We start from the raw sequence: 24,770 nt of genomic DNA on the forward strand, positions 1-24,770 counted from the left end.
GGTTCGGGGTGTCGGTCGGGCACCGGCACAGGTGCCTGAGCGGGCGCCGAATCCGACACCGGCTCCGGCAACTCCCTCGCGTGCTCCCGCTCTTCCCGACCCGCTCGGCCCGCCCCCACCGGCACCGTAGGCGTCGGAGCCGGGTACGCGACCGGTTCCAAGGCCGCTGCCAGCTCCTCGAGACCCGGTCGTACCGACGGGTCCTTTTCCAGCAGGGACGTCAGGATGTCGCGCAACGGGCCGGACGCGGCGGGGAGTTCGGGCTCCTCGTACAGGACCGCGTGCAGGGTCGCCAGTGTCGTGTCGCGGGCGAAGGGGGAACGGCCGCCCAGGGCAGCGCAGAGGGTCGCACCGAGGGACCAGACGTCGGACGGCGGGCCCTGCGGGCGGCCGGAGATGCGCTCGGGGGCCATGTAGTCGGGCGAGCCGACCAGCATGCCGACCATGGTGAGCGCCTTGGCGTCCTGGATCGCGGCGATACCGAAGTCCGTGAGGACGACCCGCCGTTCGCGCCCCGGCCCGTCCGGGCCGCTCCCGTTCTCCACCAGCACGTTGCCCGGCTTGATGTCCCGGTGCAGTACTCCCCGTGCGTGGACCTGCCGTAGCGCCGCGACCAGGCCGAGCCCGATCCGGGCCGTGTCGCAGGGGCCCAGGGGGCCCTCCTCCGCGAGGATCCGTTCGAGGGAGCGGCCGGCGACCAACTCCATGACGATCCACAGGCGTTCGCCTTCGTCGACCACGTCGTAGACCCGTACGACGTTGGGGTGGTCGATCCGGGCCGTGGCCCTGGCCTCGCGCAGGGTGCGTTCGCGGCGCGTCCCGCTGTCCTCCGCGTCGAGGCCGTCGAAGCGCATTTCCTTGACGGCGACCTGCCGGTCGAGTATTTCGTCGGCGGCTCGCCACACCCGCCCCATTCCCCCCTGGCCGATACTTTCGACCAGCCGATAGCGCCCCGTCACCAATATCCCTGGAACACCGCCGATGTTCGCATTCCCCGGCAATCCGCTGCACCCCCTCCGCGACGCCGTGACCGACTCCAGTGAAACACAACGGTCACACTTCGTGCCTCACCAGGATAGTGCCGGGAAATCTTGTGGTAGCTCTTTCAGTACTGCGAATTCAGGCGCAGTCCAGGACAGTCCAAGGGCAGTCCGGGGGCAGTCCAGGGGGACGCAAGGGGGGCGAACATGAGTTCTCGTCGCACGGCGGCGGTCGCGGGATCGCTGGTAGCGGCATCTTTCTCGGCGGTGGTGATCCTTTCCGGAACGGCCGGCGCGGAAGACGAAGGGCCCGCAAGCAGAAAGGGAGGAAAGGTCGTCGACGAGGCACCGGCGGGGGTGAAGCTGACCACGCTGCTGCCCGAGAAGATCTCGGTCGACAACGGCTCCGAAAAGACAGCGCTCACCGCCACGGTGAAGAACGACGGAAACAAGGACAGCGGGAAGATCCAGCTTTTGGTCGTCGGTTTCGACGGACTCACCGTCAAGAACGTCCAGGGGTGTTCCCCGATAGCCGGGAACAATCTTCCAGAGGGTTCGAACAGCGGTTTCAGCTGCCCCATCGACAATCTCGCGGCCGGTAAGTCGAAGGCGTACGCCGTCGACGCGACGTACGACCTGGGCAAGACCGGGAAGATCTGTCTGCCCGTCCGGGCGAGCGACGGGAAGAAGACGTTCTGGCAGCAGGGCCCGGTGCCGTTCGGCACGACCAATCCGTCGCCTGACGCACCGGCGACGCCGCTGCTGCTCGGCACCGACAACAAGCCGGTCTCCCCCGGAAAGCCGGATTCCCCGGGCGGCAAGGAGCTGCCGAAGACCGGTCCGGCGCGCGATCTGCTGCCGCTGGGCGCGGCCGGTGCGTCGCTGCTCGCGGCGGGTGCGGCCGGGATGTGGTGGTCCCGGCGGCGGTCGGCACGGCAGGAGGTCTGAACCGGCCTGACAGCACCGCAACGCACGAGAGGCTCGCCGGGCTGAGGGAAAACCTCCCCCGGCGAGCCTCTCGTCAAGTACCGCTGCCTCAGCGCTTGTCGGCGAACTTCCATGCCGTCGGCAGCGCCCCCATCGCCAGCGCCGCCTTCAGCGCGTCACCGATGAGGAAGGGCGTGAGGCCGGCCGCGATCGCGGCGGCCGCGGACATGCCGGTGGCGAGGGCGAGGTAGGGCACGCCGACGGCGTAGATGATCGCCTCGCCCACCAGCATCGTGCCCGCCATGCGCAGCATCGAGCGGTCGGCGCCGCGGCGGGCCAGGGCGCCCACCACCGTGGAGGCGAGGATCATGCCGAGGATGTAGCCGAAGGAGGGGGCGACGCCGGAGGTGCCCTGCGCGAACCACGGCATACCGGCGAGGCCCGCCACGGCGTACAGCGCCAGCGAGAGGAAGCCGCGGCCGGCGCCGAGGGCGGTGCCGACGAGCAGCGCGGCGAAGGTCTGGCCGGTCACCGGCACCGGGGAACCGGGCACGGGCACCGCGATCTGCGCGGCGAGGCCGGTGAGCGCGGCTCCGCCGAGCACGAGGGCCGCGTCCCGGACACGGGAGGCGGGCAGCAGGTCGGCGAGGACCTGCCTGGTGCGGGCGGGTGTGGCGGCAGCGGTGCTCATGGGGACTCCGCGAGAGTGAGGGCCGTTCGGGACACGGTGACGCTATCCCAGCGCGCTCGCCCGGTTCACCGTCAGCGATCGACAAAGGCTAGATCGCGCGATTGGTCGGCTTCGGACAAAGAGGGGCGGTACACCGGGCGCGGAGTGATGCCGGTCACGGAGGTGGCGAGGCTTCGGTCACGGGGCGGGTGGCAAGGCGGACTGTAGGGTTTCACCAAATCACCCTCCGGACGCGTGCCAACCCTCCGTTTCGGGGCACTCACAGCACGCGTTCCAGGTGTCCGCATGATGGACAGCCCTCCCCGCATGGCGGAGGGACCGCCCAGACTGGCGGCGTTTTTGCCCTCTCACGCCTCTCACGCATTGGACGAGCCGCGCCCATGCCCAGCAGCACCACCACCGAGACGCCGCCCAGCACGGACGACGTCTCCCTCTCCCCCGGCCTGAAGCAGCGCCACCTGTCGATGATCGCCCTCGGTGGGGTGATCGGCGCCGGTCTCTTCGTCGGCTCCGGCGCGGGTATCGCCGCCGCCGGTCCGTCGATCGTGGTCGCCTACGCCCTCTCCGGCCTCCTCGTGATGCTGGTGATGCGGATGCTCGGCGAGATGTCGGCCGCGTATCCGTCGTCGGGTTCGTTCTCGGCGCACGCGGAGCGGGCGATCGGCCCCTGGGCCGGATTCACCGCCGGCTGGGCGTTCTGGGTCCTGCTCTGCACGGCCGTCGGTCTGGAGGGCATCGGTGCCGCGAAGATCGTCAGCGGCTGGCTGCCGGGCACGCCGGAGTGGGCGTGGGTGGCGCTGTTCATGGTCGTCTTCTGCGGCACGAACCTCGCGGCCGTGAAGAACTTCGGCGAGTTCGAGTTCTGGTTCGCGGCCCTGAAGGTCGGCGCGATCACCCTGTTCCTGGCGCTCGGCGTCCTGGCGATCCTCGGGATCCTGCCCGGCACGGACTCGCCCGGCGTCTCGCACCTCACCGACTTCCTCCCCAACGGCGGCGAGGGCCTGGTCATCGGCCTGCTCGCCTCGGTCTTCGCCTACGGCGGGCTGGAGACGGTCACCATCGCGGCGGCCGAGTCGGAGAACCCCGTCAAGGGCGTGGCGAGCGCGGTCCGTACGGCGATGTGGCGCATCGCGCTGTTCTACGTCGGCTCGATGGCGGTCATCGTCACGCTGGTGCCGTGGGACTCGAAGGAGGTCGTCGAGAAGGGACCGTACGTCGCCGCCCTCGACGAACTCGGCATCCCGGGCGCCGGTCAGCTGATGAACGTGGTCGTGCTGGTGGCCCTGCTGTCCGCCATGAACGCCAACATCTACGGCGCCTCACGCATCGCTTACTCGCTGGTGGAGCGCGGCCAGGGCCCCAAGGCGCTGGGCCGGGTCTCGGGCGGCGTCCCGCGGATCGCCGTTCTCGCCTCCTCCGTCTTCGGCTTCCTGTGCGTGCTGCTGAGCTACTGGCGGCCGAACGATGTCTTCTCCTGGCTGCTGAACATGATCGGCGCGGTGATCCTGGTCGTCTGGATCTTCATCGCCGTCTCGCAACTGCGCCTGCGTCGACGCCTGGAGCGGGAGACGCCGGAGAAGCTGGTCGTGCGGATGTGGTTGTTCCCGTGGCTGACGTGGGTCGCGCTGGCGGGCATGGCCGCCGTCTTCGTCCTGATGGCCCGCCAGCCCGACACACGGGTGCAGCTCTACTCGACGGGCGGGATGACGCTGGCCCTGGCGGCCGTCGGGTTCGCGTGGCAGAAGGCGCGCGCCAGGCAGTAGGAATGCCGGCACCCAAAGGCGCCTGCGACACACGAAGGCCCCTGCGACACACGCGGGGGCCTTTTTGTGTGTCCTGAGCACCCACCCGCACCCTCTTGCTGCTAGCGTGCAGTTGCAAGAGTATTGCAATAAGAGGTTCCGGAGGGGATCCCGCCCATGCCCGTCTACACGCTGCCCGACCTGCCGTACGACTACTCCGCGCTCGCCCCCGTGATCAGCCCCGAGATCATCGAGCTGCACCACGACAAGCACCACGCGGCCTATGTGAAAGGCGCCAACGACACGCTGGAGCAGCTTGCGGAGGCGCGGGACAAGGAGACGTGGGGGTCGATCAACGGGCTGGAGAAGAACCTGGCCTTCCACCTGTCCGGGCACATCCTGCACAGCATCTACTGGCAGAACATGACCGGCCCGAAGGACGGCGGTGGCGAGCCGCTGGCGCAGGACGGTGTGGGCGAGCTCGCGGACGCGCTCGCCGAGTCGTTCGGGTCGTTCGCGAACTTCAAGGCCCAGTTGTCCAAGGCCGCCGCGACCACGCAGGGTTCTGGGTGGGGCGTGCTCGCCTACGAGCCGCTGAGCGGGCGGCTGATCGTCGAGCAGGTCTACGACCACCAGGGCAACGTCGGCCAGGGCTCGACCCCGATCCTCGTCTTCGACGCCTGGGAGCACGCCTTCTACCTCCAGTACCGGAACCAGAAGGTCGACTTCATCGAGGCGATGTGGCAGGTCGTCAACTGGCAGGACGTGGCCCGGCGGTACGAGGCCGCCAAGTCCCGGGCGGACGTGCTGCTGCTGACGCCCTGACGGCGACGCGCTGTCGAGTCGTCCTGCCTCGTGATCGTCTTCTCACCCTTCACGAACGGCGGGCGGAATGAAGGAAGCCCCCGTGAGGACGTGACTCACGGGGGCTTTCCGTGCGTGCGCTATAGCTTGCGCGTGCGCTACGGCTTGCGCGTGCGCTACGGCTTGCGGCCCAGGCCGCCGTGCTGGCCGATCGGTTCCGTGGGAGCGCCCGGCTCGGGGTGCCACCGCGGTACCGAGACCACGCCCGGTTCCACCAGCTCCAGGCCCTCGAAGAAGGCCTCGATCTGCTCGACCGGCCGTAGGTGGTACGGGACCGCCCCGGTCTCGTTGTAGGCGTCCTGGGCCTGCTCGTAGGCCGGGTCGGTGCCGCGGGAGCCCTCGTTGAGGGAGAGGTAGCTGCCGGAGGGCAGGCCGGCCAGGAGGCGGCGGACGAGGTCGCGGGCCTCGTCGTAGTCGGCCACGTGGCCCAGGATGCCGCTGAGGATCAGGGCCGTGGGGCGGGTGAGGTCGAGCGTCTTGCCGGCGGCCTCGATGACGCGCTCGGGCTCGTGGAGGCTGATCGGTTCGTACGCCGTCGCGCCCTCGGGCGTGGAGGTGAGCAGGGCGCGGGCGTGGGCGAGGACCAGCGGGTCGTTGTCGACGTAGACGATCCGCGACTCGGGGGCGAGACGCTGGGCCACCTCGTGGGTGTTGTCGACGGTCGGCAGTCCGGTGCCGACGTCGAGGAACTGGCGTACGCCGGCCTCCTGGACGAGGTGGCGGATGCTGCGGCCGAGGAAGGCGCGGCTGCTGCGGGCGATGGTGACGATGCCCGGGAACACGGCGGTGTACGCGTCACCTGCCGCCTCGTCCACCGGGTAGTTGTCCTTGCCGCCCAGCCAGTAGTTCCAGATCCGGGCCGAGTGCGGCACCGAGGTGTCGATCTGCGTCATGGGCTCATAGTGCTACGGCAGGTCCGTCCCGCACGGCACATTGAGTGAGAGGAGTGCGGCGGAACCGTCGGGGTTCACGCGCAGTTCGCTGATCGCCGCGTTCCGCAACCGCGGGAACACTCTGCGGTACTCCCCGGCCGGGATCGACAGCAGTGTGCACAGCACCAGGCGCAGCAGGGTGTTGTGGGCGACGACGAGGACGCGTCCGCCGGGGTGGGCGGTGGCGATACGGCGCAGGGCGGCGGCCCCGCGGGCCGCTGCCGCCGCCGGGTCCTCGGCGCCGGGGAAGGGATGGGCCACGGGGTCGGCGCGGAAGGCTGCGGCCCGGCCGGGGTCCTCGGCCTCGAACTCGGCGAGCGTACGGCCCTCCACGACTCCGAAGTCGCATTCGGCGAGGCCGGGTTCGCGTTGCGGGGCGAGGCCCAGGGCACGGCAGGCGGGCTCGGCGGTGGCGACGGCCCGGGAGAGCGGCGACGTCCAGATCGCGTCGACGGGGTGGGCGGCGGCCCAGCGGCCGAGGGCCTCCGCCTGGGCGCGGCCGGTGTCGGTGAGCTCGATGTCGCTGACACCGGCGTACCGGTTCTCGGCGTGCCAGACGGTCTGCCCGTGCCGGGCGAGGAGGAGGGTCGTGGTCGTGGTGGTCATGACGTTCCGGTGTCCAGGTCCAGGTGCAGGCGGGTTCGGGCGTGTGCCGCGACGGGGGCGGGGAGCCAGCCGCGGGTCTCCAGTGCGTCGACGAGGCGAGCGTACGGCTCGGTGAAGCGGGCGGTGCGGTCGGCGCGGGGTTCGAGGACGGTGCGGACGCGGACCATGCGCTCGGCGACGTCGGCGAGGGATCCGGCTCCGGAAGCCCCATCAGCCTCGTGTGCCCCGTACGCGGCCAACGCGGCCATGCCCAGGGCCGGTTCCGTCTGTTCCGGGACGCGGGCCGGGCGGCCGAGGATGTCGGTGCGGAGCTGGTTCCAGTACGGGCTGCGCGCGCCGCCGCCGGTGAAGGTGAGCGGGCCGTCGAGGGGGGCGCCGAGGTGGTGCAGATAGTCCAGGCACAGGCGTTCCGCGAAGCCGACGCCCTGGAGCAGCGCGGCCCACAGGCCGGCGTCGCCCTCGGGTTCGCCGAGGAGGAAGGGGACCGCCTCCGGCGCCCGGAACGGGAACCGCTCCCCCGGCGACACCAGCGGGTACGCGACCGCACGGGACGGCTCGAACGCCGCCGCCGGCTCGTCCATCGTGGCGGGGTCGGCGTCCGGGAAGTGCGCCGCGAGGGCCCCGGCTCCCACGCTCGACGCYCCGCCGGGCAGCCAGGTGCCGTCGGGGGCGCGGTGGTTGTAGACGACGCCGGTGGGGTCCCGGACGGGGTCGCGGGCGGCTCCCTTGAGGACGAGCGTGGTGCCGAGCACCGAGTTCCAGGAGCCGGGGCGCAGCGCGCCCGAGGCGATCTGGGCCGCGCAGCCGTCCGTCATCCCGGCGAGCACCGGGGTGCCGGCGGGGATGCCGGTGGCGTCGGCGGCGGCCGGGCGGACCTCGCCGAGGAGGGTGCCCGGGCGGACCACGTCGGGCAGCAGGCCTTCGGGGACGCCCAGTTGGGCCAGGGCGACCTCCGGCCAGGACTCGTGCTCCACGTCGTAGCCCGTCTTGAGGGCGTGGCTGGAGTCGGCCGGGGGCGGTGCGCCGGTGAGGCGGGTGACGATCAGGTCGGGCTGGTGAGCGAGCCGGAGACCCGGGCCGTACTCCCCCACCAGCCACAGCGCCTTCGGCAGCGCCCAGGTGTCCTGGACCGCGAGCCCCGCCTCCCGGGCCCGCGCGGCCTCCGCCGCCGCGCGGCCGTCGTCGTACATCAGCGCGGGGCTCACCGGGCGGCCCGAACCGTCCGTCAGCAGGACCGTGCCGGACGTGCCGCACACCGCGAGGCCGCCGACCGGTACGCCGGGCGCGGAGCCGAGTGCCGCCCGGGACGCCGTGCACAGCGCCGACCACCACCGCTCCGGGTCCTGCTCGTGCCGCACTCCCTCCCGCCGCCCGGTCAGCGGGGCCGAGCCGCTGCCGAGGACCCTGCCGTCGGCGGTGACGAGCAGCACGCGGACGCTCTGTGTGCCCAGGTCGATCCCCAGCCAGCCCGCATCCTCGTCGGCCATCCGGAACCTCCCACGACGTCGCAGCCGGAAGTGTGAAGTTCTCACTGTGCCCCGATATTTTCCCGTGCGCGAGGGATTGACGCCCAACTTCAGCCGTTCCACCCTCTGTTAGCGAGTCGACTCGACGTGTTAACCAGCCCCCACGTGGAGGTACGGATGAACACGCACGTGCACGACCGGCGGCGCTTCCTCGCGCTCGCCGCCGGGGCTGCCGCGGCCCCGCTGCTCACGGCCTGCGGCGCCGGTTTCGGCGGGGACGACAGCAAGAGCGACGGGTCCGCCGCGGACGACGTCACCGGCTCCTTCGACTGGAAGCGGGAGAAGGGCACCACCGTCAAGGCGCTGCTCAACAAGCACCCGTACACGGACGCGCTCATCGCCGACCTGAAGTCCTTCACCGCGAAGACCGGCATCAAGGTCGAGTACGACGTCTTCCCGGAGGACAACTACTTCGACAAGCTCACCGTGGACCTGTCCAGCGGGCGTGCCTCCTACGACGTCTTCATGCTCGGCGCGTACATGGTGTGGCAGTACGGTCCGCCGGGCTGGCTGGAGGACCTCGGGCCCTGGATGCGCAACTCCTCGGCGACGGGCGCCGAATGGGACCAGGCGGACTTCTTCCCGAACCTGCTCCAGGCCGACCAGTGGTCGCTGAAGGCGGGCGCGCCGCTGGGCCGGGGCGGGCAGTACGCGCTGCCGTGGGGCTGGGAGACGAACGTCGTCGCCTACAACACCGAGGTGTTCGGGAAGCTGGGGCTGAAGCCGGCCGAGACCTTCGACGAGCTGGCCGAACTCGCCGGGACCATCAAGCGGAAGGCGCCGGGCGCCGGTTTCGACGGCATGTACGGGATCGCCGTACGCGGGTCCAGGAGCTGGGCCACCATCCACCCGGGCTTCATGACGATGTACGCCCGCAACGGGCTGAAGGACTTCACGGTCGACGGCGGGAAGCTCGCACCCGCCATGAACAGCCCCGAGGCCGTCGCGTTCACCGAGGACTGGGCGCGCATGGTCAAGCGGGGCGGCCCGCCGTCCTGGACGTCGTACACCTGGTACCAGTGCTCCAGTGACCTGGGCGCGAAGAAGGCCGGGATGCTGTTCGACGCCGACACGGCCGCCTACTTCCAGGCGGTGAAGGGCGCCAGCCCCGCCTCCGGGAAGATCGCCTTCCACCCGGGGCCGAAGGGCCCGGACGGTTCGCTCGCCACCAACATGTGGATCTGGTCGCTCGGCATGAACGCCAAGAGCGAGAAGAAGAGCGCCAGTTGGCTGTTCCTCCAGTGGGCCACCGGCAAGGAGCACCTGCGCAAGGGCGCCATCACGCACAACCACATCGACCCGGTGCGCAAGTCGGTCGCCGACGACGCCGCGTACAAGGACAAGATGCGGCACCTGCCCGGCTTCCTGGAGACCTTCGAGACGGTCGTCGACCAGACGAAGATCCAGTTCACCCCGCAGGCGCAGTTCTTCGACGCGACCACCAGCTGGGCGGCGGCCCTCCAGGAGATCTACGGCGGCAAGGGCGCCCAGTCGGTCCTCGACGGGCTGGCGGACGACCTCGCCGGCAAGGTGGGTTAGCCGATGGGGTGGCGGCTCACCCTGCGCCCGTACGTCCTGATCGTGCCCGCACTGCTGCTGACCTGCGGGATCCTCTACCCGTTCGGGCTCGGCCTGTACTACACGCTGTTCGACTTCTCGGCGAGCAAACCGCAGCCGGACATGGTGCGGTTCGAGAACTACACGACCGTCTTCACGCAGGAGGCCTTCTGGAACTCGGCGTGGGTGACGGTGCTGTACGCGGTCGGGGCGGCCCTCGTCGAGACCGTGCTCGGGGTGGCCGTCGCCCTGCTGCTGCACCGCTCGACGCTGGTGGGCCGTGTGCTGGAGAAGATCCTCATCCTGCCGCTGATGATCGCCCCGGTGATCGCCGCGATCATCTGGAAGCTGATGCTCCAGCCGTCCGTGGGCGTCGTCAACTACCTGCTGAGGCCCTTCGGGCTCGGCGGGGTGCAGTGGACCGACACCCCTACGGGTGCCCTCCTGTCGTCGATCGCCGTGGACGTGTGGGTGTACACGCCGTTCGTGGCGATCCTCGCCCTCGCCGGTCTGCGGTCGCTGCCCACCTCCCCGTTCGAGGCGGCGGCCGTGGACGGCGCGGGGTGGTGGTACACGTTCCGGCGGCTGACCCTGCCGATGCTGTGGCCGTACGTACTCGTCGCGGTGATCTTCCGGTTCATGGACTCGCTGAAGGTGTTCGACATCATCTACGCCCTCACCGAGGGCGGGCCCGGTGACTCGACCGTCGTCCTGCAGATCCGGGCGTACCTGGAGGCGATCCGCTTCCAGCGCTACTCCTTCGGGATCAGCTACACGATCGTGCTGTGGGCCGTGGTGTATCTGGCCGCGATGGTGCTGGTGAAGCACCTGGGGAAGATCCAGCGGCGGGCCGCGGAGGTGACCACGTGAAGAAGCGTGTGCTGGGGTGGCTCGCGGACGCCGCCCTCGTCCTCTACTTCGTCTTCGCGCTGTTCCCGATCGCCTGGATGGTGATCCTGTCGCTGAAGCCGGCGGACCAGCTCTTCTCCACCTACTTCTCCTTCTCCCCCACGCTCGACGGCTACCGGACGGTCCTCGGCGACAGCGAGGGCATCCCGTTCGTGCGGTTCTTCGTCAACAGCCTGGTGGTGTCGGTGGGGGCGGTCGTGCTGTCGCTGGTGGTCGGGCTTCCGGCGGCGTACGCCTCGGCGCGGTGGCGGTTCAAGGGCTCCGAGAACCTGATGTTCACGCTGCTGTCGTTCCGCTTCGCGCCCGAACTGACCGTGATCATCCCGCTGTTCGTGCTGTACCAGAAGCTCGGGCTGTTCGACACGTACGTCGGCATGGTGTGGGTGCTGCAACTGGTCACCCTGCCGCTGATCGTGTGGATCATGCGGTCGTACTTCGCCGACCTCACCCCCGAGCTGGAGCAGGCGGCCCTGCTGGACGGCTACACCCGCAAGCAGGCTTTCTTCAAGGTGGCCCTGCCCCTGGTCAAACCCGGTATCGCGGCCGTGTCGCTGCTGGCCTTCATCTTCGCCTGGAACAACTTCGTCTTCCCGCTGATCCTCACCTCCAACGAGGCCCAGACGGTGACCGTGGGCGCGCTGTCCTTCCTCGGCGGGGACCGGCCCAAGTACAACCTCACGGCCGCCGCCGCGCTGGTGTCCGTCGTCCCGCCGCTGCTGCTGGCGCTGACGATCCAGCGGTATCTGGTGCGGGGGCTGTCGTTCGGGGCGGTGAAGTCTTGACTGCTCTCCCTCGCAAACCAAGGAAGATTCCTGGCTCAGGCCGCCTCCTGGAGCAGCGCTCCAGGAGGTCTTACGCCCTCGACACCAGCCGGGTTCAGACCAGCCCGGATGAGCATCACACGAGCGGAGTTCTTGTCTCTTGGAGAGACCGCTCCGCACGACGCGCAGTCCATGGTGGTGTGCGCGGGGTGCACGAGACGGACGTCGCGCCCGTGCTTGCGGCCCATCTCGATCAGAGCCTGCTTCGTGGCGCCGATGGCGGCGTCCGCAGCCTTGCGCGCCATGGTGGTCCTGGCGAGGAACTTCGGCCGGAAGTCCTCCACGGCGATGGCATCGTGATCGCGCACGACTTTCTTCGCCCATTTTCGCGCGGTGTCCTGTCGCTGCCGGGCGATTTTCTGGTACGCCCTCACCCGCAGCTTTTTCGCCTCGCGATAGCCCTTGGAAGCAGCCTGCCCCTTCTTCGGCTTGCGGCGGGCCATCATCCGGTCGTACCGGGTCAGCCATTCCCTGCTCTTCTTCCCGTGCTCGGCGTGTGGGAGGTCATGAGCGTCGGACGTGGTGGTCGCGGTCTCCCTCACACCCCAGTCGACACCAAGCACCGCACCGGTCTCCGGCAGCTGCTCAACTACGGCGGGGACGACGAACGAGGCGTACCAGTGGCCGACGTTGTCCCGGTACACCCGCACACTGGACGGCTCGGCGGGCAGCTCCCGCGACCACACCACCGTCAGGACAATGTTCCCGGCCAAGTGCAGACGGCCGTCCTTCAGCCGGAAACCGCGCCGCGTGTAGTTCAGCGTCGGGTCTGCCTCGCGCTTCTTCTTGTACCTGGGCATCCCTGCCCGCTACCTCATCGGCAGCCGGTCCTTGATGTCCTTGAGCGCCTTGGCACGGGCCTTGCCAAAGTCGCGGATGAGCTGCTGCTGCGGCACGCTGGAGCCCTCAGCCAGCCAGGGAGTGACAGCGCGGGCCTCGGTCAGCATTTTGTCCATCATCGCGGGGCCGCACTTCTCCCCGTCCTGGTGGGCCTTCTTGGACCGGGCAATGCACTCATTCCAGATCCACCGACACCGGTCCCACTCCGCCAACAGTGCAGTGCGGGCAGGGGACAACACACGGAGCCGGTAGGTATACCGGGCGTGCCCCGCCTCGTTGACTCCCCTCAGTGTCGTCATGGCACCAAGCCAGGACCCGGGATTCGCTCTTCTCTGCGAATGCCAGAACACCCACACGAACGAGTGAAGTCCCGCCCGCACGGCATCCTCCGGGAGGCCCGGTGAACTCCAGCAAGACGGCCATCGCACTACGAGGAGTGCACAAGACGTACGGCACGGTCACCGCGCTCGACGAGCTCGAACTGGAGGTCCGCGAGGGCGAGTTCTTCTGCCTGCTGGGCCCCTCGGGCGCGGGTAAGACCACGACGTTGAAGAGCATCGCCGGGCTCGAACAGCCCGACTCCGGCACCGTCGTACTCGACGGCGAGGACATGCGGGGTGTGGAGCCCTACGACCGGGGTGTGGCGATGTGCTTCGAGAGCTACGCCCTCTACCCGCACCGCTCGGCCTACGACAACCTGGCCTCCCCCCTGCGCTCGCCCCGGCACCGGCTGCCCGCCGCCGAGGCCCGGCAGCGGATCGGCGCCATCGCCGAACTGCTCGGCATCTCCGGGTTGCTGGACCGGCCGGTGGGCCAGCTGTCCAACGGGCAGCGGCAGCGCGTCGCCCTCGGCCGGGTGCTGGTCCGCCCCGCCCGGGCTTTCCTCCTCGACGAGCCGCTCTCCCACCTCGACGCCAAGCTCCGTCAGCAGATGCGGGCCGAGCTGAAGGCGATCGGGGCCGTGCAGCACACCACCACCCTGTACGTCACCCACGACTCCGTCGAGGCGCTGGCGCTCGGTGACCGGATCGGGGTCATCCGGCAGGGGCGGATCGTGCAGACGGGCACGCGGGAGGAGATCTGGTACCGGCCCCATGACACGGAGGTCGCGCGGGCTTTCGGGCGGCCCCGGATCAATCTGCTGCCGGGGGTGGTGACGGAGAGCGGGGTGCGGTCGGACGGCGGCGTGGAGCTGCCGGTCCGGGCGCAGGCCGCGCCGGGCACGGACGTCCTCGTCGGCATCCGCCCCCGGGACATCGCCCTGCGCGGCGAGGGCCATGAGCTGACCGGCACCGTGTACGTCACGGAGGTGCTCGGCCGGTCCGTCGAGGTCACCGTCCGGCTCGGGACCGGGGAGCAGCGGGTGTCGCTGGTGGCCCCCCGGGCGGACGCGGCACGCCTTCGTCCGGACGATCCGGTACGGCTCGTCGTCCGGCCTGAGAACCTGCTGCTGTTCGAGGCCGACCGGCCGGAGCGACCGGGACGACGGATAGAGACACGACCATGAGCAGCAGCAGTGGTGGACAGCAGGGGCCGGCGGCGCGGCAGGCCGCCATGGCCGAGCAGGTGCTGGCCGACGGCTCGGCGACGGCGGCGGAGCTGGCCGAGCGGTTCGGGGTGAGCCTGATGACGATCCACCGGGACCTCGACGAGCTGGAACGGCAGGGCATCGTACGGAAGTTCCGCGGCGGGGTGACCGCGCAGCCGTCGGGGGTCTTCGAGTCGAACGTGCAGTACCGGCTGAAGACCATGCGGGCCGAGAAGGCCGCCGTCGCCGAGCACGCGCTGCGGATGGTGGAGCCAGGCATGGCGATCCTGCTGGACGACTCCACGTCCACCCTGGAGATAGCCAGGCGCCTGCGCACGGGCGAGGTCACGCCGCTGACGGTCGTCACCAACTTCCTGGAGGCGATCAACCTCCTGGCCGACCAGCGGGGCATCCACCTGATGGCGCTCGGCGGCGACTACGACCCGCTGCACTGCTCCTTCCTGGGGGTGTCCTGCGTGGAGGCGGTCGAGCAGTTGCGGGTGGACGTGTGCTTCGCGTCCACGTCGGCGGTGCACGGGGGTTACGCCTACCACCAGGAACAGCACATCGTGTCCGTGAAGCGGGCGATGCTCGACGCGGCCGCGCGGAACGTCCTGCTGATCGACCACACCAAGCTCGGCCGGGTCGCCCTGCACCGGGTCGTCCCGCTGTCCCGTTTCGACACGGTCCTCGTGGACGACGGAGCGTCGGCGGAGGCACTGCGGGATCTGGACGAGCACAAGGTCCGTTACGAGGTTTGCGCGATGAAGGGCGGCCATGACGGGACTGGAGCTACGTGAGCTGCGGAAGACCTATCGGTCGCGGGGGCGGCCGGCGGTGGACGCCGTACGCGGGATCGACCTGAACCTCGGGTCCGGGGAGCTGCTCGGGCTGCTCGGGCCGTCCGGCTGCGGCAAGTCGACGACCCTCCGCATGATCGCCGGTCTTGAGCCGGTGACCGGCGGGGACATCCTGGTCGGCGGGGCGTCGGTGGTCGAACGGCCCGCGCAGCAGCGGAACATCGGGGTCGCGTTCGAGAACTACGCGCTGTATCCGCCGCTGTCGGTGGCGGAGAACCTGGCGTTCGGGCTGATGGCCCGGGGCCGTAAGGCTCGGGGAGACGTCGACCGCAAGGTGACCGAGATCGCCGAACGGGTCGGCCTGACCGACCTCCTCGACGCCCGCCCGGCAGGCTTGTCCAGCGGCCAGAAGCAGCGGGTCTCCCTGGCCCGGGCCCTGATCCGCGAACCGGACGTGCTGCTGCTCGACGAACCCCTCTCCCACCTGGACGCGGCCCAGCGGGACACCACCCGCCGTGAACTCAAGCGCATCCAGCAGGACCTGGGCCACACCACCATCCTGGTCACCCACGACCAGGAGGAGGCCCTCTCCCTCGCCGACCGGATCGCCGTGATGAAGGACGGCGTCATCCAGCAGCTCGGCACCCCCTACGAGATCTACGACAGCCCGGCCAACGTGTTCGTCGCGGACTTCGTCGGCGAGCCCGCGATCACCCTGCTGCCCGGCATCGCCGACCGCGACGGCCACGCCCGCCTCTCCGACGCGGTGCGGATCGCGCTGCCCGTGCCGGTGGACGCGGGGCGGGAGGTGGTGGTCGGGATCCGCCCGGAGGACGTCCGGCTCACCGCCGAGGACGGCCTGCCCGCACGGGTCGTCGCCCATGAGCCGTTGTTGGAGTCGGGCATCGCGACCCTCGCTCTCGACGGGGTCGAACGGCACCTGGTCGTCCTCACCGACCCCGAGGTGCGACTCTCCCACGACGAGCGGGTCCGGGTGGCCGCCGACCTCCAGCACACCCATGTCTTCGACGCCGAGACAGGAGACCGTCTGCGATGACTGCCGGAAACAGTGTGCGTGTGGTGGCCGCCGGTGACCACTTCGTCCTGCCGTCGCTGATCACGCGGGCGGTGGAGCACGAGGTGGGGCGGGCGGACGTCAGGGAACTGAGGCTCGGCTGGCCGCTGGAGCCGTTCGGGCCGGTCGCCGAGGTGCAGGAGGCCAGTGACGCCGAGGACGAGATGATCGAGGCGCTGGCCGGTGCGGAGGTGCTGGTCACGCAGATGGGGCCGGTGACGGAGAGGGTCCTCGCAGCCTGCCCCGATCTGAAGCTGGTCGTGGTCTGCCGGGGCGGGCCGGTCAACGTCAACCTGGACGCGGCGAAGCAGCGTGACGTGCGGGTGTGCTTCGCGCCCGGGCGCAACGCCGCCGCCACCGCCGAGTTCACCGTCGGCATGATGCTGGCCGCCCTGCGCCGCATCCCCCAGGCCCACGACCCGCTGGCCCGGCAGGGCAGTTGGGAGGGCGCGACGTACTACACGTACGAGCAGAGCGGTCTGGAGCTGGAGGACCTGCCCGTCGGGCTGGTCGGGTACGGGGCCGTCGGCAGCCGGGTCGCGCGGGTGCTGTGCGCGTTCGGGGCGCGGGTGATGGTGTACGACCCGTATGTGCACGGCGAGATCCACGGACTGCGCGTGACCTCGCTCGACGAACTCCTGCGCCGCTCCCAGGTGATCACCCTGCACGCCCGGCTCACCCCCGAGACCCGGGGTCTGATCGGCGCGCGTGAGCTGGGGCTGCTGCCGTCCGGCGCGGTGGTGGTGAACGTGGCCCGGGGGCCGCTGCTGGACGAGGGCGCGCTGTGCGACGCGCTGGAGAGCGGGCAGGTGTCGGCGGCGGCGCTCGACACGTACGAGCGGGAGCCGCTGCCTGCGGAGTCCCGGTTGCTGGGGCTCTCCGAACGCGTGGTGCTCACCCCCCACTTGGGCGGCGCTTCGCGCGCGGTGGCGGAGAAGGCCGCGCGGATCGCCGCCGAGGAGGTGGGCCGCTGGGTGCGCGGCGAGCCGCTCGCGCACTGCCTGACCTGAGGACCGGAGGAGAGCCGCATGTACGTCGGAATCGATGTGGGCACGTCCATGGTCAAGGCGGCGGCCTTCGACGACACGGGCCGCGAGCTGGCCGTGTCCTCCCGCCCGGTGGACCTGAAACTGCACGGCGGGTTCGTCGAGCAGGACATGGAGGAGGTGTACGGCGCGGTCGTCGCCGTGCTCGACGAGGTCACCGGGCAGGTCCCGGGGCCGGTCGAGCTGGCCGGGCTCACCGGGCAGGGCGACGGGGTGTGGCTGGTCGACGGGGAGGGGCGGCCCGTGCGGGCGGCGGCCTCCTGGATGGACGGGCGGGCACACGAACTGGTCGACCGGTGGCTGGCCGACGGCACGTTCGAGACGGTGTTCCGGCGGACGGGCAGCGCGATGTTCCCGGGCTGCCCGGGGCCGCTGCTGGCCTGGCTGGACAGCAACGAGCCGAAGGCGCTGGATGCCGCGAAGGCCGCCCTGTACTGCAAGGACATGGTGTTCCAGCGGCTGACGGGGGCGGGTCCGACGACGGATGTGTCGGACGCCTCGATGCCCTTCCTGGATCCGCGCACCCGGACGTACGACAACCGGGTCGTGGAGCTGCTGGGGCTCACGCACCGGCGCGGGTTGCTCGCCCCGGTGAGCGACCCGGTCGCGACGGCCGAGGCGCGGGGCGAGGGCCTGCCGTCGGGCACGCGGATCGCGAACGGGCCGTACGACCTGCCGGCCTGCGCGCTGGGCGCCGGGGTGACGGCCCCGGGGGACGGTCTGCTGATCGTCGGCACCTGTCTGGCGAGCCTGGTCGCCACGACCGAGCTGGACCTGACGGGCGAGCCCGCGGGCCTGTACATCTCCACGGACCGGCCCGGGCACTGGCTGCGCGCCATGCCCGCGATGGTCGGCACGGCGGCCCTGGACTGGGTGCTGTCGACGACGGGGGTGCGGCACGACGAGGTGGACGGCCTGCTGGCCGAGACACCGCCGGGCGCGAACGGCGTCCGCGTGCTGCCGTACTTCGCGCCCTCCGGCGAACGCGCCCCCTTCGTCGAGCCACGGCTGCGCGCCGAACTCACCGGCGTCTGTCTGGAGTCGACCCGGGGCGATCTGGTCCGCGCAACCTGCGAGGGCATCGGGTACGCGGCCCGGCACTGCCTGGAGGCGGCGGGCCTCGACGGGAATCTGGCCGTCTGCGGCGGCGGCACCCGCAGCCCCGCCTGGATGCGGCTGCTCGCCGATGTGCTCGGGCGGCCGCTGCGGGTCGTCGAGGGCGAGGTGGGTGCCCGGGGCGCGGTCCTCGCGGCGGCCGAGCGGTACGGGGTGCCGCTGGACGCTCAGGTGTGGACGCGGCCGACGCAGGTCGTCGAGCCGGACCGGGGCCGGGCCGCGTACTACACGAAAGGGTACGAAGAGCACCTGGTCCGGCTTGCCGGGGCACGGGCCCGGGCAAGGAGCTGAACATCCGATGGCGAAAGGGAACTGGATGCACCTGAGACGCCGATCTCTCCTGCTCGCGGCCGCCGCCACCCCGGCGGCCGCGACTCTGCCCGCGCACGCGGCACCCGCGGACGCGGCCGCTGCCGGCGGGCCGTTGATCATCGGCCACCGCGGCGCGGCCGGCTGGCGCCCCGAGCACACGGCCGCCTCGTACACGTACGCCGTGCGGGCGGGTGCCGACTGGATCGAACCGGACCTGGTGCCGACGAAGGACCATGTGCTGGTGGTCCGGCATGAGAACGAGATCTCCCAGACGACCGACGTGGCCCGCCGTCCGGAGTTCGCGGACCGCCGCACGACGAAGACGGTCGACGGCCGGTCCGTGACCGGATGGTTCACGGAGGACTTCACCCTCGCCGAGCTGAAGACGCTGCGGGCGGTGGAGCGGCTGCCGCAGGTCCGCAACCGCAACACGGTGTTCGACGGGCGCGAGCAGGTCATGACCTTCCAGGAGGTCGTGGACCTGGCGCGGAAGCTGTCGAAGACGCACGGCCGGACGATCGCCGTCTTCCCGGAGACCAAGCATCCGACGTACTTCCGGTCCATCGGCCTGCCGCTGGAGCCGAAGCTGGCGGCCGCGATCCGCCGGGGCCGGCTGGGCCGGCGCGAGTGTGTCGTGCAGTCCTTCGAGCCGACGAGCCTGAAGCGCATGACAGGCCTGGGCGTACCGCTGTGGCAGGCCCTGGGGACCACGGGCGGGCCGTACGACCTGCCCACGACGACCTACCGGGAGATGATGAGCCCGGACGGGCTGGCGGACATCGCCGAGTACGCGGACTGGATCGGCCCGGACAAGTCGTCGCTCGTCGGCACGTCACTCCTCGCGGACGCCCACGCGGCGGGCCTGCGCGTGGGGCCGTACACCTTCCGGGCGGAGAACCAGTTCCTGCCGTCGGACTTGCGGCGGGGAACCGGACCGAACGATTTCGGGGACGCGTTCGCCGAGTACGCGCTGTACTACCGCTGGGGAGTCGACGCGGTGGTGACCGACTTCCCCGACCTGGCGGTGATGGCGAGGAGGGGCTGATGTTCTTCAAGGACAAGCACTGCCCGACCTGTGGCGGCAGCGGAACGCAGGTGTTCACGCCGCTCAAGCCCGAGGAGAGAAAGGCACTCGGGACGCACCGCACGGACCTGTGGCGCTGCACCGCTGCAGGCTGCCGGTGGTATCAGCCCTGGGGCCATCGGGCCGGCGGGGGCCGGCTCCCGGAGGAACTGCAGAACCCGGGAGCCGACGCCTCGGTGTGACCCCTACAGGTTGGAGAAGTCCGGGCCCTTGGTACGCGTGCGCTTGATCTCGTAGAAGCCGGGGACCGAGGCCACGGCGAGGGTGCCGTCCCAGAGGCGGGCGGCCTCCTCGCCCTTGGGGGCCGGGGTGACGACCGGGCCGAAGAAGGCGAGCTGCTCGCCGTCCGCGCCGGGCACGGCGATGACCGGGGTGCCGACCTCTTGGCCGACCAGGTCGATGCCCTCCTTGTGGGAGGCGCGCAGCTCGGGCTCGTACTTCGTGCCGTCCCAGTGCTCCATGAGGGACTCGGGCAGGCCGACGTCCTTCAGGGCGGCGGCGACCGTCTCCTTGCCGGGGCCCTCGCCCTGGTTGTGGAAGCGGGTGCCGAGCGCGGTGTAGAGGTCGCCCAGCACCTCGGCGCCGTGCTCCTGCTGTGCCGCTATGACGATGCGGACGGGACCCCACGCCTTGGTCTCCAGCAGGTCGCGGTACTCCTCGGGCAGCTCGTCGAGCTTGTCCTCGTTGAGCACGGCGAGGCTCATGACGTGCCAGCGGACCTCGATGTCCCTGACCTTCTCCACCTCCAGCACCCAGCGGGAGGTCATCCACGCCCAGGGGCACAGCGGGTCGAACCAGAAGTCGACGGGGGTCTTGTCCGACATGTCTCTCCTCGTGAGGAAAACCGTTTCTCCGGGAACGTCACCGCTCGCCCCGGTCATTCCCGGCTGCCTCGCGTCAGGGGTACGTGGCAGGATCGTCGCTGTTCAGCCGTATCCGACGACGCTTGAGGAGTTCCGCCCGTGCCCGGTGAGAATCTGTCCCGCGACGAGGCCCGGGAGCGGGCCGCCCTGATCGGCGTCGACGGGTACGAGGTGTCCCTCGACCTGCGGTCCGCGGTCGGTGCGGACGACACCGACGGGCCCCGCACGTTCCGGTCCGTCACGACCGTCCGGTTCCGCTGCAACGAGCCCGGCGCGAGCAGCTTCGCCGATCTGATCGCCCCGAGTGTGACGGCCGTCTCACTCAACGGCCGTGATCTGGACCCCGGGGAGGTCTTCGACGGCTCGCGGATCACGCTGGAGGACCTGGCCGCCGACAACGAGCTGGTGGTCGACGCGCAGTGTGCCTACTCCCGCACGGGCGAGGGGCTGCACCGCTTCGTCGACCCCGAGGACGGCGAGGTGTACCTGTACACGCAGTACGAGCCGGCCGACTCCCGACGCGTCTTCGCGAACTTCGAGCAGCCCGACCTCAAGGCCCCGTTCCGCTTCGAGGTGCGGGCCCCGGAGGGCTGGACGGTGTGGAGCAACGGCGTGGGCGAACGGGCCGACGGGGTGTGGCGGTTCGCCGAGACGAAGCCGATCTCGACGTACATCACGTGTGTGGTGGCGGGCCCGTACCACTACGTGACGGACAGCTACTCCCGTACGTTCGCGGACGGCACGACGCTGGAGATCCCCCTCGGCGCCCTGTGCCGCAAGGGGCTCGCCCCCTACTTCGACGCCGAGGACGTCTTCCTGGTCACCAAACAGGGCCTGGACTTCTTCCACGACCACTTCGACTACCCGTACCCGTTCGGGAAGTACGACCAGGCGTTCGTGCCCGAGTACAACCTGGGCGCGATGGAGAACCCGGGTCTGGTGACGTTCCGGGAGGAGTTCATCTTCCGGGGCAAGGTCACGCAGGCGTCCTACGAGGGCCGGGCCAACGTCGTCCTGCACGAGATGGCGCACATGTGGTTCGGCGACCTGGTCACCATGGAGTGGTGGGACGACCTGTGGCTGAAGGAGTCGTTCGCGGACTTCATGGGTGAGTTCTCGCTGGTCGGCGCGACCCGCTTCGTCAACGGCTGGGTCACCTTCGCCAACCGCCGCAAGTCGTGGGCCTACCGGGCCGACCAGCTGCCCTCCACGCACCCGATCACGGCGGACATCCGCGACCTCCAGGACGCCAAGCTGAACTTCGACGGCATCACCTACGCCAAGGGCGCGTCGGTGCTGAAGCAGCTCGTGGCGTACGTCGGCCAGGACGCGTTCCTGGAGGGCGCCCGGCGCTACTTCAAGCGGCACGCGTACGGCAACACGCGCCTCGGTGACCTGCTGTCGGTGCTGGAGGAGACCAGCGGCCGGGACATGAGCGCCTGGGCGCGGTCCTGGCTCCAGACGGCCGGGGTGAACTCGCTGACCCCGCAGCTGCTGCTGGACCCGCAGGGCCGTGTCGAGGAGCTGGCGGTGGTGCAGGAGGCGGCCGAGTCGCATCCCGAACTGCGCCCGCACCGGGTGGCCGTGGGCCTGTACCGCATGACGGACGGCGGGGCGGTCGAGCGGTACGCGCGCGCCGAGGTGGACGTCGACGGCCCGCGCACGGTCGTGGCGGAACTGTCCGGCGCCGTGGCGCCCGACCTGGTCCTGGTCAACGACGACGACCTGACGTACTGCAAGATCCGCTTCGACGAGAACTCCCTGGCGACGCTGCGCGAGCACCTGGGGTCGGTGACCGACCCGCTGGCGCGTGCCCTGTGCTGGTCGGCGCTGTGGAACATGACGCGGGACGCGCTGCTGCCGGCGAGGGACTTCGTGGACCTGGTGCTGCGGTTCGCGGGGAGCGAGTCCGAGATCGGCGTGGTGCAGATGCTGCACGTGTGGGCCGAGTCGGCGGTCACGCACTACGTGGCTCCCGCCCGGCGGGAGACGACCGCCCGCCTGCTCGCCGAGGGCGCGCGGCGCGAGCTGTACGCGGCCGAGGCCGGCAGCGAGCACCAGCTCGCGTGGGCGCGTTTCTTCGCCCGGACGGCCACCGCCGAGGCCGACTTCGAGCTGCTGAGCGACCTGCTGGCGGGCACGGCGTCGGTCGAGGGCCTCGACCTGGACCAGGAGCTGCGGTGGGTGTTCCTGGAGCCGCTGGCCGCTCACGGGGTGGTGGACGAGAAGGCGCTGGCCGAGGAGCTGGCCCGGGACGACACGGCCTCCGGCAAGCGCCACCAGGTGCGCTGCCTTGCCGCCCGGCCGTCGGAGGCGGTCAAGGCGCAGGCATGGGCACAGGTCGTGGAGTCGGACGCGCTGTCCAACGCCATGGTCGAGGCGACCATCGCGGGCTTCTCCCAGGGCTCGCAGCGGGAGTTGCTCGCGCCGTACGCGCAGAAGTACTTCGCGGCGATCGAGCGGGTGTGGGCCGAGCGGTCGATCCAGATCGGGATGCACGTGGTGCAGGGCATGTTCCCCTCGCTCCAGCAGTCCCGGGAGACCCTCGACGCCACGGACGCGTGGCTGGAGGCCCACCGGGAGGCGGCCCCGGCCCTGCGCCGGCTGGTGCTGGAGGCCCGCGACGACCTGGCGCGGGCGCTGCGGGGGCAGGACTGCGACGCGGCCTCTGGCCAGTAGCTTTGGCCTGAGATCCGGGCGTTCCGCCATCGTTACGAGATGCGTGCCCCGCGAGCCGTAACCCCTGGTCCGCACCCGAACGGACCAGGGGCTTTCGGCATCCGAACACCCGTCCTTTAGGGCTGGGTTGTCCGTATTTGTCGACGGACCTGTAACAGCGGTTAAAGGGCGGTCGGAGCACGGGAAATTGCGGGTCATGACCCACAACACCCCGCTCTTCCCCCGCCCCCTGCACGACCTGTCGGGCCGCGGCCGGCTCCGCGTGATGACGGTCGCGCAGCTCCGCTCGCACGGCGTGACGACGTCCGAGACGAACGAGCAGTGCCGTCCCGGCGGGCCCTGGCAGCAGCTCCTCCCGGGCGTCGTCCTGCTCCACCCGGGCCCGCCGACCAGCGAGGAGCGGCTGCACGCGGTGCTGATGTACGCGGCGCGGGAGCGCGGCACGGGCGTCCCCGCCCAGCCCGGCGCCGGCGGGGGGCACGCCCCCGCCTACCCGGATGCGATGATCACCGGCCTGGCCGCCCTGACGCTGCACGGCTTCTCCTCCACTCCCCCGCTGCCGTCCCTGGACGCCATCGACGTCCTGGTCCCGCGGCTGCGCCGGCTGCGCTCGACGGGCTGTGCGCGCATCGTCCGCAGCGCCGCGCTGCCCGCCCCCGAGCAGGTCACGGGCCTGCCGGTGGCCCCGGTCGCCCGTGCGCTGGCCGACGCGGTGGCCGAACTCGCGGACGCCGGCATCGTGCGCCGGCTGATGACGGAGGCGGTGCGCGGTGCCCACTGCGAGCCGGCGGCGGTGGTGCGGGAGCTGAACCAGGCGCGGCTGCTGAGCCGTCCGCACGTGGTGGACGCGGTGGAGTCCCTGCTGGCCGAGGGCCGGGCGCTCGCGGAGGACCGCCTGTACCGGATGGTGCGCGAGTACGGCCTGCCCGACCCGGTCTGGAACGTGGACCTCCGCTTGCCCGGCGGCCCGTACCTCGGGGGCCTGGACGCGTACTGGCCCGACCAGGCGGTGGCGCTGGAGCTGGACACGCGGGCGCCCCGGCAGGACGACGACGCCCTGTGGTCCGAGTACGCCCGCAAGCGCGAGCACCTGGAGCGCCTCGGCATCACCGTCGTCCACATCACGCCCAGGAAGCTGCGCGACTCCCTGGAACAGCAGGCGACGGTGGTCCGCACGGCCCTGATGGCCTCGGCCGACCGCGAACCGGCCGCCTATGTCGTGGTACTGCCCCGGTAGTGACGGACCGGGCAGGACCAGGAGGGGAGAGGAGGGGCCACCGGGTGCTTGCCGGCGGCCCCTCCTCCTGAATGATCACTTGCCGCAGAACTCGGCCTCGATGATCGCGCCCCGGCGGAGGGTGACCTTACGGCCGTCGTGGCCGTGGCCCCGGACCACGCCCGGCAGCCACTTCCCCACCGTGTCGTCGAGCGAGAGCTTGCCCTCCGCCTCCAGTTGCAGCACGACCGTGGCCACGAACGTCTTGGAGATGCTGGCGACCCGGTAGTGGTCCTGCGTCGAACGCGGCTTGCCCGTCTTCAGGTTGCCGACGCCTGCCGTGGTCGCCCAGGTGCCGTGGCCTCGCCGTACGGTCAGCGTCACGCCCGGCACGCCGCCCGCGACAGCGGCCCGCACCGCCTGCCGGGTCGCGTCGTGGTCGCCGTGTGTTCCAGCCGGAGCCGCCGCCAGTGCCGGCGTCACCAGGGCCGCCGACAGTGCCACGGCCGTCGCCGCCGTCAGCATCGTGCGTGCGCCTCTGTTCATGTCCCCGTACCCCCGTCGCGTCGAGCGGTGTCAGGGGGTGGGACCCGAGCCGCCGGCCGGAGTTGACCGGCCCGGGCGGGGTTGGGCGGGATTCAGCCCTTCCTCAGCAC

General features: G+C 70.9%; 21 protein-coding genes and 2 pseudogenes. 15 read left to right on the forward strand and 8 right to left on the reverse strand.

The genetic code is table 11. The annotated features are described in order from the left end of the window. Window positions 1-914 (reverse strand): serine/threonine-protein kinase (locus CA983_RS17325; protein WP_244206953.1); only part of this gene is annotated, 914 nt, incomplete at its 3' end. A gap of 273 nt (window positions 915-1,187) precedes the next feature. Between CA983_RS17325 and CA983_RS17330 the strand changes: the two genes are divergently transcribed. After that, window positions 1,188-1,928, forward strand: coding sequence for an LPXTG cell wall anchor domain-containing protein (locus CA983_RS17330; RefSeq protein WP_086601806.1), 741 nt, complete (start codon window positions 1,188-1,190; stop codon window positions 1,926-1,928). Window positions 1,929-2,016: 88 nt separating this feature from the next. On the opposite strand, the gene CA983_RS17335 is transcribed toward CA983_RS17330, so the two are convergent. Next, a complete protein-coding gene (locus CA983_RS17335; protein ID WP_086601807.1) occupies window positions 2,017-2,598 on the reverse strand; it encodes a biotin transporter BioY in 582 nt (193 codons plus the stop codon). Between the two features lie 380 nt (window positions 2,599-2,978). On the opposite strand from CA983_RS17335, the gene CA983_RS17340 reads away from it, so the two are divergent. Together CA983_RS17340 and CA983_RS17345 are read left to right on the forward strand one after the other, a co-directional pair. Continuing rightward, complete coding sequence (locus tag CA983_RS17340) at window positions 2,979-4,361, forward strand: amino acid permease (protein WP_086601808.1); 1,383 nt, start codon at window positions 2,979-2,981, stop codon at window positions 4,359-4,361. A 156-nt stretch (window positions 4,362-4,517) separates the two neighbouring features. Continuing rightward, a complete protein-coding gene (locus CA983_RS17345) occupies window positions 4,518-5,165 on the forward strand; it encodes a superoxide dismutase (protein WP_086601809.1) in 648 nt (215 codons plus the stop codon). Window positions 5,166-5,320: 155 nt separating this feature from the next. Here the strand turns inward: CA983_RS17345 and CA983_RS17350 are convergent, their stop codons facing one another. The 3 genes from CA983_RS17350 to CA983_RS17360 are packed head-to-tail and all read right to left on the reverse strand — an operon-like array spanning window position 5,321 to window position 8,229. Then, window positions 5,321-6,097 (reverse strand): SAM-dependent methyltransferase, encoded by a 777-nt coding sequence (locus CA983_RS17350; protein ID WP_086601810.1) that lies wholly within the window; start codon window positions 6,095-6,097, stop codon window positions 5,321-5,323. Window positions 6,098-6,109: 12 nt separating this feature from the next. Further along, entirely contained in the window at window positions 6,110-6,742 is a 633-nt protein-coding gene (locus CA983_RS17355; protein WP_086601811.1) for a histidine phosphatase family protein, read from the reverse strand. Then, a complete protein-coding gene (locus tag CA983_RS17360) occupies window positions 6,739-8,229 on the reverse strand; it encodes an FGGY-family carbohydrate kinase (protein ID WP_086601812.1) in 1,491 nt (496 codons plus the stop codon). The genes CA983_RS17355 and CA983_RS17360 overlap by 4 nt, the downstream gene beginning before the upstream one ends. Window positions 8,230-8,385: 156 nt before the next feature. Between CA983_RS17360 and CA983_RS17365 the strand changes: the two genes are divergently transcribed. Genes CA983_RS17365 through CA983_RS17375 form a run of 3 tightly spaced genes read left to right on the forward strand, consistent with a single transcriptional unit; the run spans window position 8,386 to window position 11,516 of the window. Then, window positions 8,386-9,807 carry an ABC transporter substrate-binding protein gene (locus CA983_RS17365; RefSeq protein ID WP_086601813.1) on the forward strand — a complete coding sequence of 474 codons (1,422 nt, stop codon included), beginning with the start codon at window positions 8,386-8,388 and terminating at the stop codon, window positions 9,805-9,807. Window positions 9,808-9,810: 3 nt separating this feature from the next. Beyond that, a complete protein-coding gene (locus CA983_RS17370) occupies window positions 9,811-10,695 on the forward strand; it encodes a carbohydrate ABC transporter permease (RefSeq protein WP_086601814.1) in 885 nt (294 codons plus the stop codon). Further along, the gene (locus CA983_RS17375) at window positions 10,692-11,516 is read left to right on the forward strand and encodes a carbohydrate ABC transporter permease (protein WP_086601815.1); all 825 of its coding nucleotides are present in this window, start codon (window positions 10,692-10,694) and stop codon (window positions 11,514-11,516) included. The genes CA983_RS17370 and CA983_RS17375 overlap by 4 nt, the downstream gene beginning before the upstream one ends. 35 nt (window positions 11,517-11,551) lie before the next feature. Here CA983_RS17375 and CA983_RS17380 read toward each other — a convergent pair. Further along, window positions 11,552-12,694: pseudogene (locus CA983_RS17380) on the reverse strand (RNA-guided endonuclease InsQ/TnpB family protein). Between the two features lie 101 nt (window positions 12,695-12,795). Between CA983_RS17380 and CA983_RS17385 the strand changes: the two are divergent. The 7 genes from CA983_RS17385 to CA983_RS17415 are packed head-to-tail and all read left to right on the forward strand — an operon-like array spanning window position 12,796 to window position 19,538. Next, window positions 12,796-13,902 carry an ABC transporter ATP-binding protein gene (locus CA983_RS17385; RefSeq protein ID WP_244206952.1) on the forward strand — a complete coding sequence of 369 codons (1,107 nt, stop codon included), beginning with the start codon at window positions 12,796-12,798 and terminating at the stop codon, window positions 13,900-13,902. Next, entirely contained in the window at window positions 13,899-14,723 is an 825-nt protein-coding gene (locus CA983_RS17390) for a DeoR/GlpR family DNA-binding transcription regulator (protein ID WP_086601816.1), read from the forward strand. The genes CA983_RS17385 and CA983_RS17390 overlap by 4 nt, the downstream gene beginning before the upstream one ends. Beyond that, the gene (locus CA983_RS17395; protein ID WP_086601817.1) at window positions 14,701-15,780 is read left to right on the forward strand and encodes an ABC transporter ATP-binding protein; all 1,080 of its coding nucleotides are present in this window, start codon (window positions 14,701-14,703) and stop codon (window positions 15,778-15,780) included. Before CA983_RS17390 ends, CA983_RS17395 begins: the two co-directional genes overlap by 23 nt. Next, window positions 15,777-16,808, forward strand: coding sequence for a 2-hydroxyacid dehydrogenase (locus CA983_RS17400; RefSeq protein WP_086601818.1), 1,032 nt, complete (start codon window positions 15,777-15,779; stop codon window positions 16,806-16,808). The genes CA983_RS17395 and CA983_RS17400 overlap by 4 nt, the downstream gene beginning before the upstream one ends. Before the next feature lie 18 nt (window positions 16,809-16,826). After that, window positions 16,827-18,251 (forward strand): FGGY-family carbohydrate kinase, encoded by a 1,425-nt coding sequence (locus tag CA983_RS17405; protein WP_086601819.1) that lies wholly within the window; start codon window positions 16,827-16,829, stop codon window positions 18,249-18,251. 25 nt (window positions 18,252-18,276) lie between these two features. Then, complete coding sequence (locus CA983_RS17410; protein WP_086601825.1) at window positions 18,277-19,317, forward strand: glycerophosphodiester phosphodiesterase family protein; 1,041 nt, start codon at window positions 18,277-18,279, stop codon at window positions 19,315-19,317. Continuing rightward, window positions 19,317-19,538 (forward strand): hypothetical protein, encoded by a 222-nt coding sequence (locus CA983_RS17415; RefSeq protein ID WP_086601820.1) that lies wholly within the window; start codon window positions 19,317-19,319, stop codon window positions 19,536-19,538. Before CA983_RS17410 ends, CA983_RS17415 begins: the two co-directional genes overlap by 1 nt. A 3-nt stretch (window positions 19,539-19,541) precedes the next feature. Here the strand turns inward: CA983_RS17415 and CA983_RS17420 are convergent, their stop codons facing one another. Next, a complete protein-coding gene (locus CA983_RS17420) occupies window positions 19,542-20,180 on the reverse strand; it encodes a mycothiol-dependent nitroreductase Rv2466c family protein (protein ID WP_086601821.1) in 639 nt (212 codons plus the stop codon). A 138-nt stretch (window positions 20,181-20,318) separates the two neighbouring features. Between CA983_RS17420 and pepN the strand changes: the two genes are divergently transcribed. Further along, window positions 20,319-22,898: an aminopeptidase N gene (pepN, locus tag CA983_RS17425; RefSeq protein ID WP_086601822.1), complete on the forward strand. Its 2,580-nt coding sequence runs from the start codon at window positions 20,319-20,321 to the stop codon at window positions 22,896-22,898. Between the two features lie 196 nt (window positions 22,899-23,094). Further along, window positions 23,095-24,135 carry a hypothetical protein gene (locus CA983_RS17430; protein WP_086601823.1) on the forward strand — a complete coding sequence of 347 codons (1,041 nt, stop codon included), beginning with the start codon at window positions 23,095-23,097 and terminating at the stop codon, window positions 24,133-24,135. 111 nt (window positions 24,136-24,246) lie between these two features. Here CA983_RS17430 and CA983_RS17435 read toward each other — a convergent pair. Next, window positions 24,247-24,660, reverse strand: a pseudogene (locus tag CA983_RS17435) (serine hydrolase domain-containing protein); the annotation flags it as partial. Window positions 24,661-24,770 lie beyond the last annotated feature (110 nt).

Source organism: Streptomyces swartbergensis (genome assembly GCF_002148965.1).
GTDB classification, from domain to species: Bacteria; Actinomycetota; Actinomycetes; order Streptomycetales; family Streptomycetaceae; genus Streptomyces; species Streptomyces swartbergensis.

Excerpts from the sequence above, each read along its gene's own strand:
- CA983_RS17330 (WP_086601806.1), top strand. The coding sequence starts at position 1,188 with ATGAGTTCTCGTCGCACGGCGGCGGTCGCGGGATCGCTGGTAGCGGCA.
- CA983_RS17335 (WP_086601807.1), bottom strand. The coding sequence starts at position 2,598 with ATGAGCACCGCTGCCGCCACACCCGCCCGCACCAGGCAGGTCCTCGCC.
- CA983_RS17340 (WP_086601808.1), top strand. The coding sequence starts at position 2,979 with ATGCCCAGCAGCACCACCACCGAGACGCCGCCCAGCACGGACGACGTC.
- CA983_RS17345 (WP_086601809.1), top strand. The coding sequence starts at position 4,518 with ATGCCCGTCTACACGCTGCCCGACCTGCCGTACGACTACTCCGCGCTC.
- CA983_RS17350 (WP_086601810.1), bottom strand. The coding sequence starts at position 6,097 with ATGACGCAGATCGACACCTCGGTGCCGCACTCGGCCCGGATCTGGAAC.
- CA983_RS17355 (WP_086601811.1), bottom strand. The coding sequence starts at position 6,742 with ATGACCACCACGACCACGACCCTCCTCCTCGCCCGGCACGGGCAGACC.
- CA983_RS17365 (WP_086601813.1), top strand. The coding sequence starts at position 8,386 with ATGAACACGCACGTGCACGACCGGCGGCGCTTCCTCGCGCTCGCCGCC.
- CA983_RS17370 (WP_086601814.1), top strand. The coding sequence starts at position 9,811 with ATGGGGTGGCGGCTCACCCTGCGCCCGTACGTCCTGATCGTGCCCGCA.
- CA983_RS17390 (WP_086601816.1), top strand. The coding sequence starts at position 13,899 with ATGAGCAGCAGCAGTGGTGGACAGCAGGGGCCGGCGGCGCGGCAGGCC.
- CA983_RS17395 (WP_086601817.1), top strand. The coding sequence starts at position 14,701 with ATGACGGGACTGGAGCTACGTGAGCTGCGGAAGACCTATCGGTCGCGG.
- CA983_RS17400 (WP_086601818.1), top strand. The coding sequence starts at position 15,777 with ATGACTGCCGGAAACAGTGTGCGTGTGGTGGCCGCCGGTGACCACTTC.
- CA983_RS17405 (WP_086601819.1), top strand. The coding sequence starts at position 16,827 with ATGTACGTCGGAATCGATGTGGGCACGTCCATGGTCAAGGCGGCGGCC.
- CA983_RS17410 (WP_086601825.1), top strand. The coding sequence starts at position 18,277 with ATGCACCTGAGACGCCGATCTCTCCTGCTCGCGGCCGCCGCCACCCCG.
- CA983_RS17415 (WP_086601820.1), top strand. The coding sequence starts at position 19,317 with ATGTTCTTCAAGGACAAGCACTGCCCGACCTGTGGCGGCAGCGGAACG.
- CA983_RS17420 (WP_086601821.1), bottom strand. The coding sequence starts at position 20,180 with ATGTCGGACAAGACCCCCGTCGACTTCTGGTTCGACCCGCTGTGCCCC.
- CA983_RS17430 (WP_086601823.1), top strand. The coding sequence starts at position 23,095 with ATGACCCACAACACCCCGCTCTTCCCCCGCCCCCTGCACGACCTGTCG.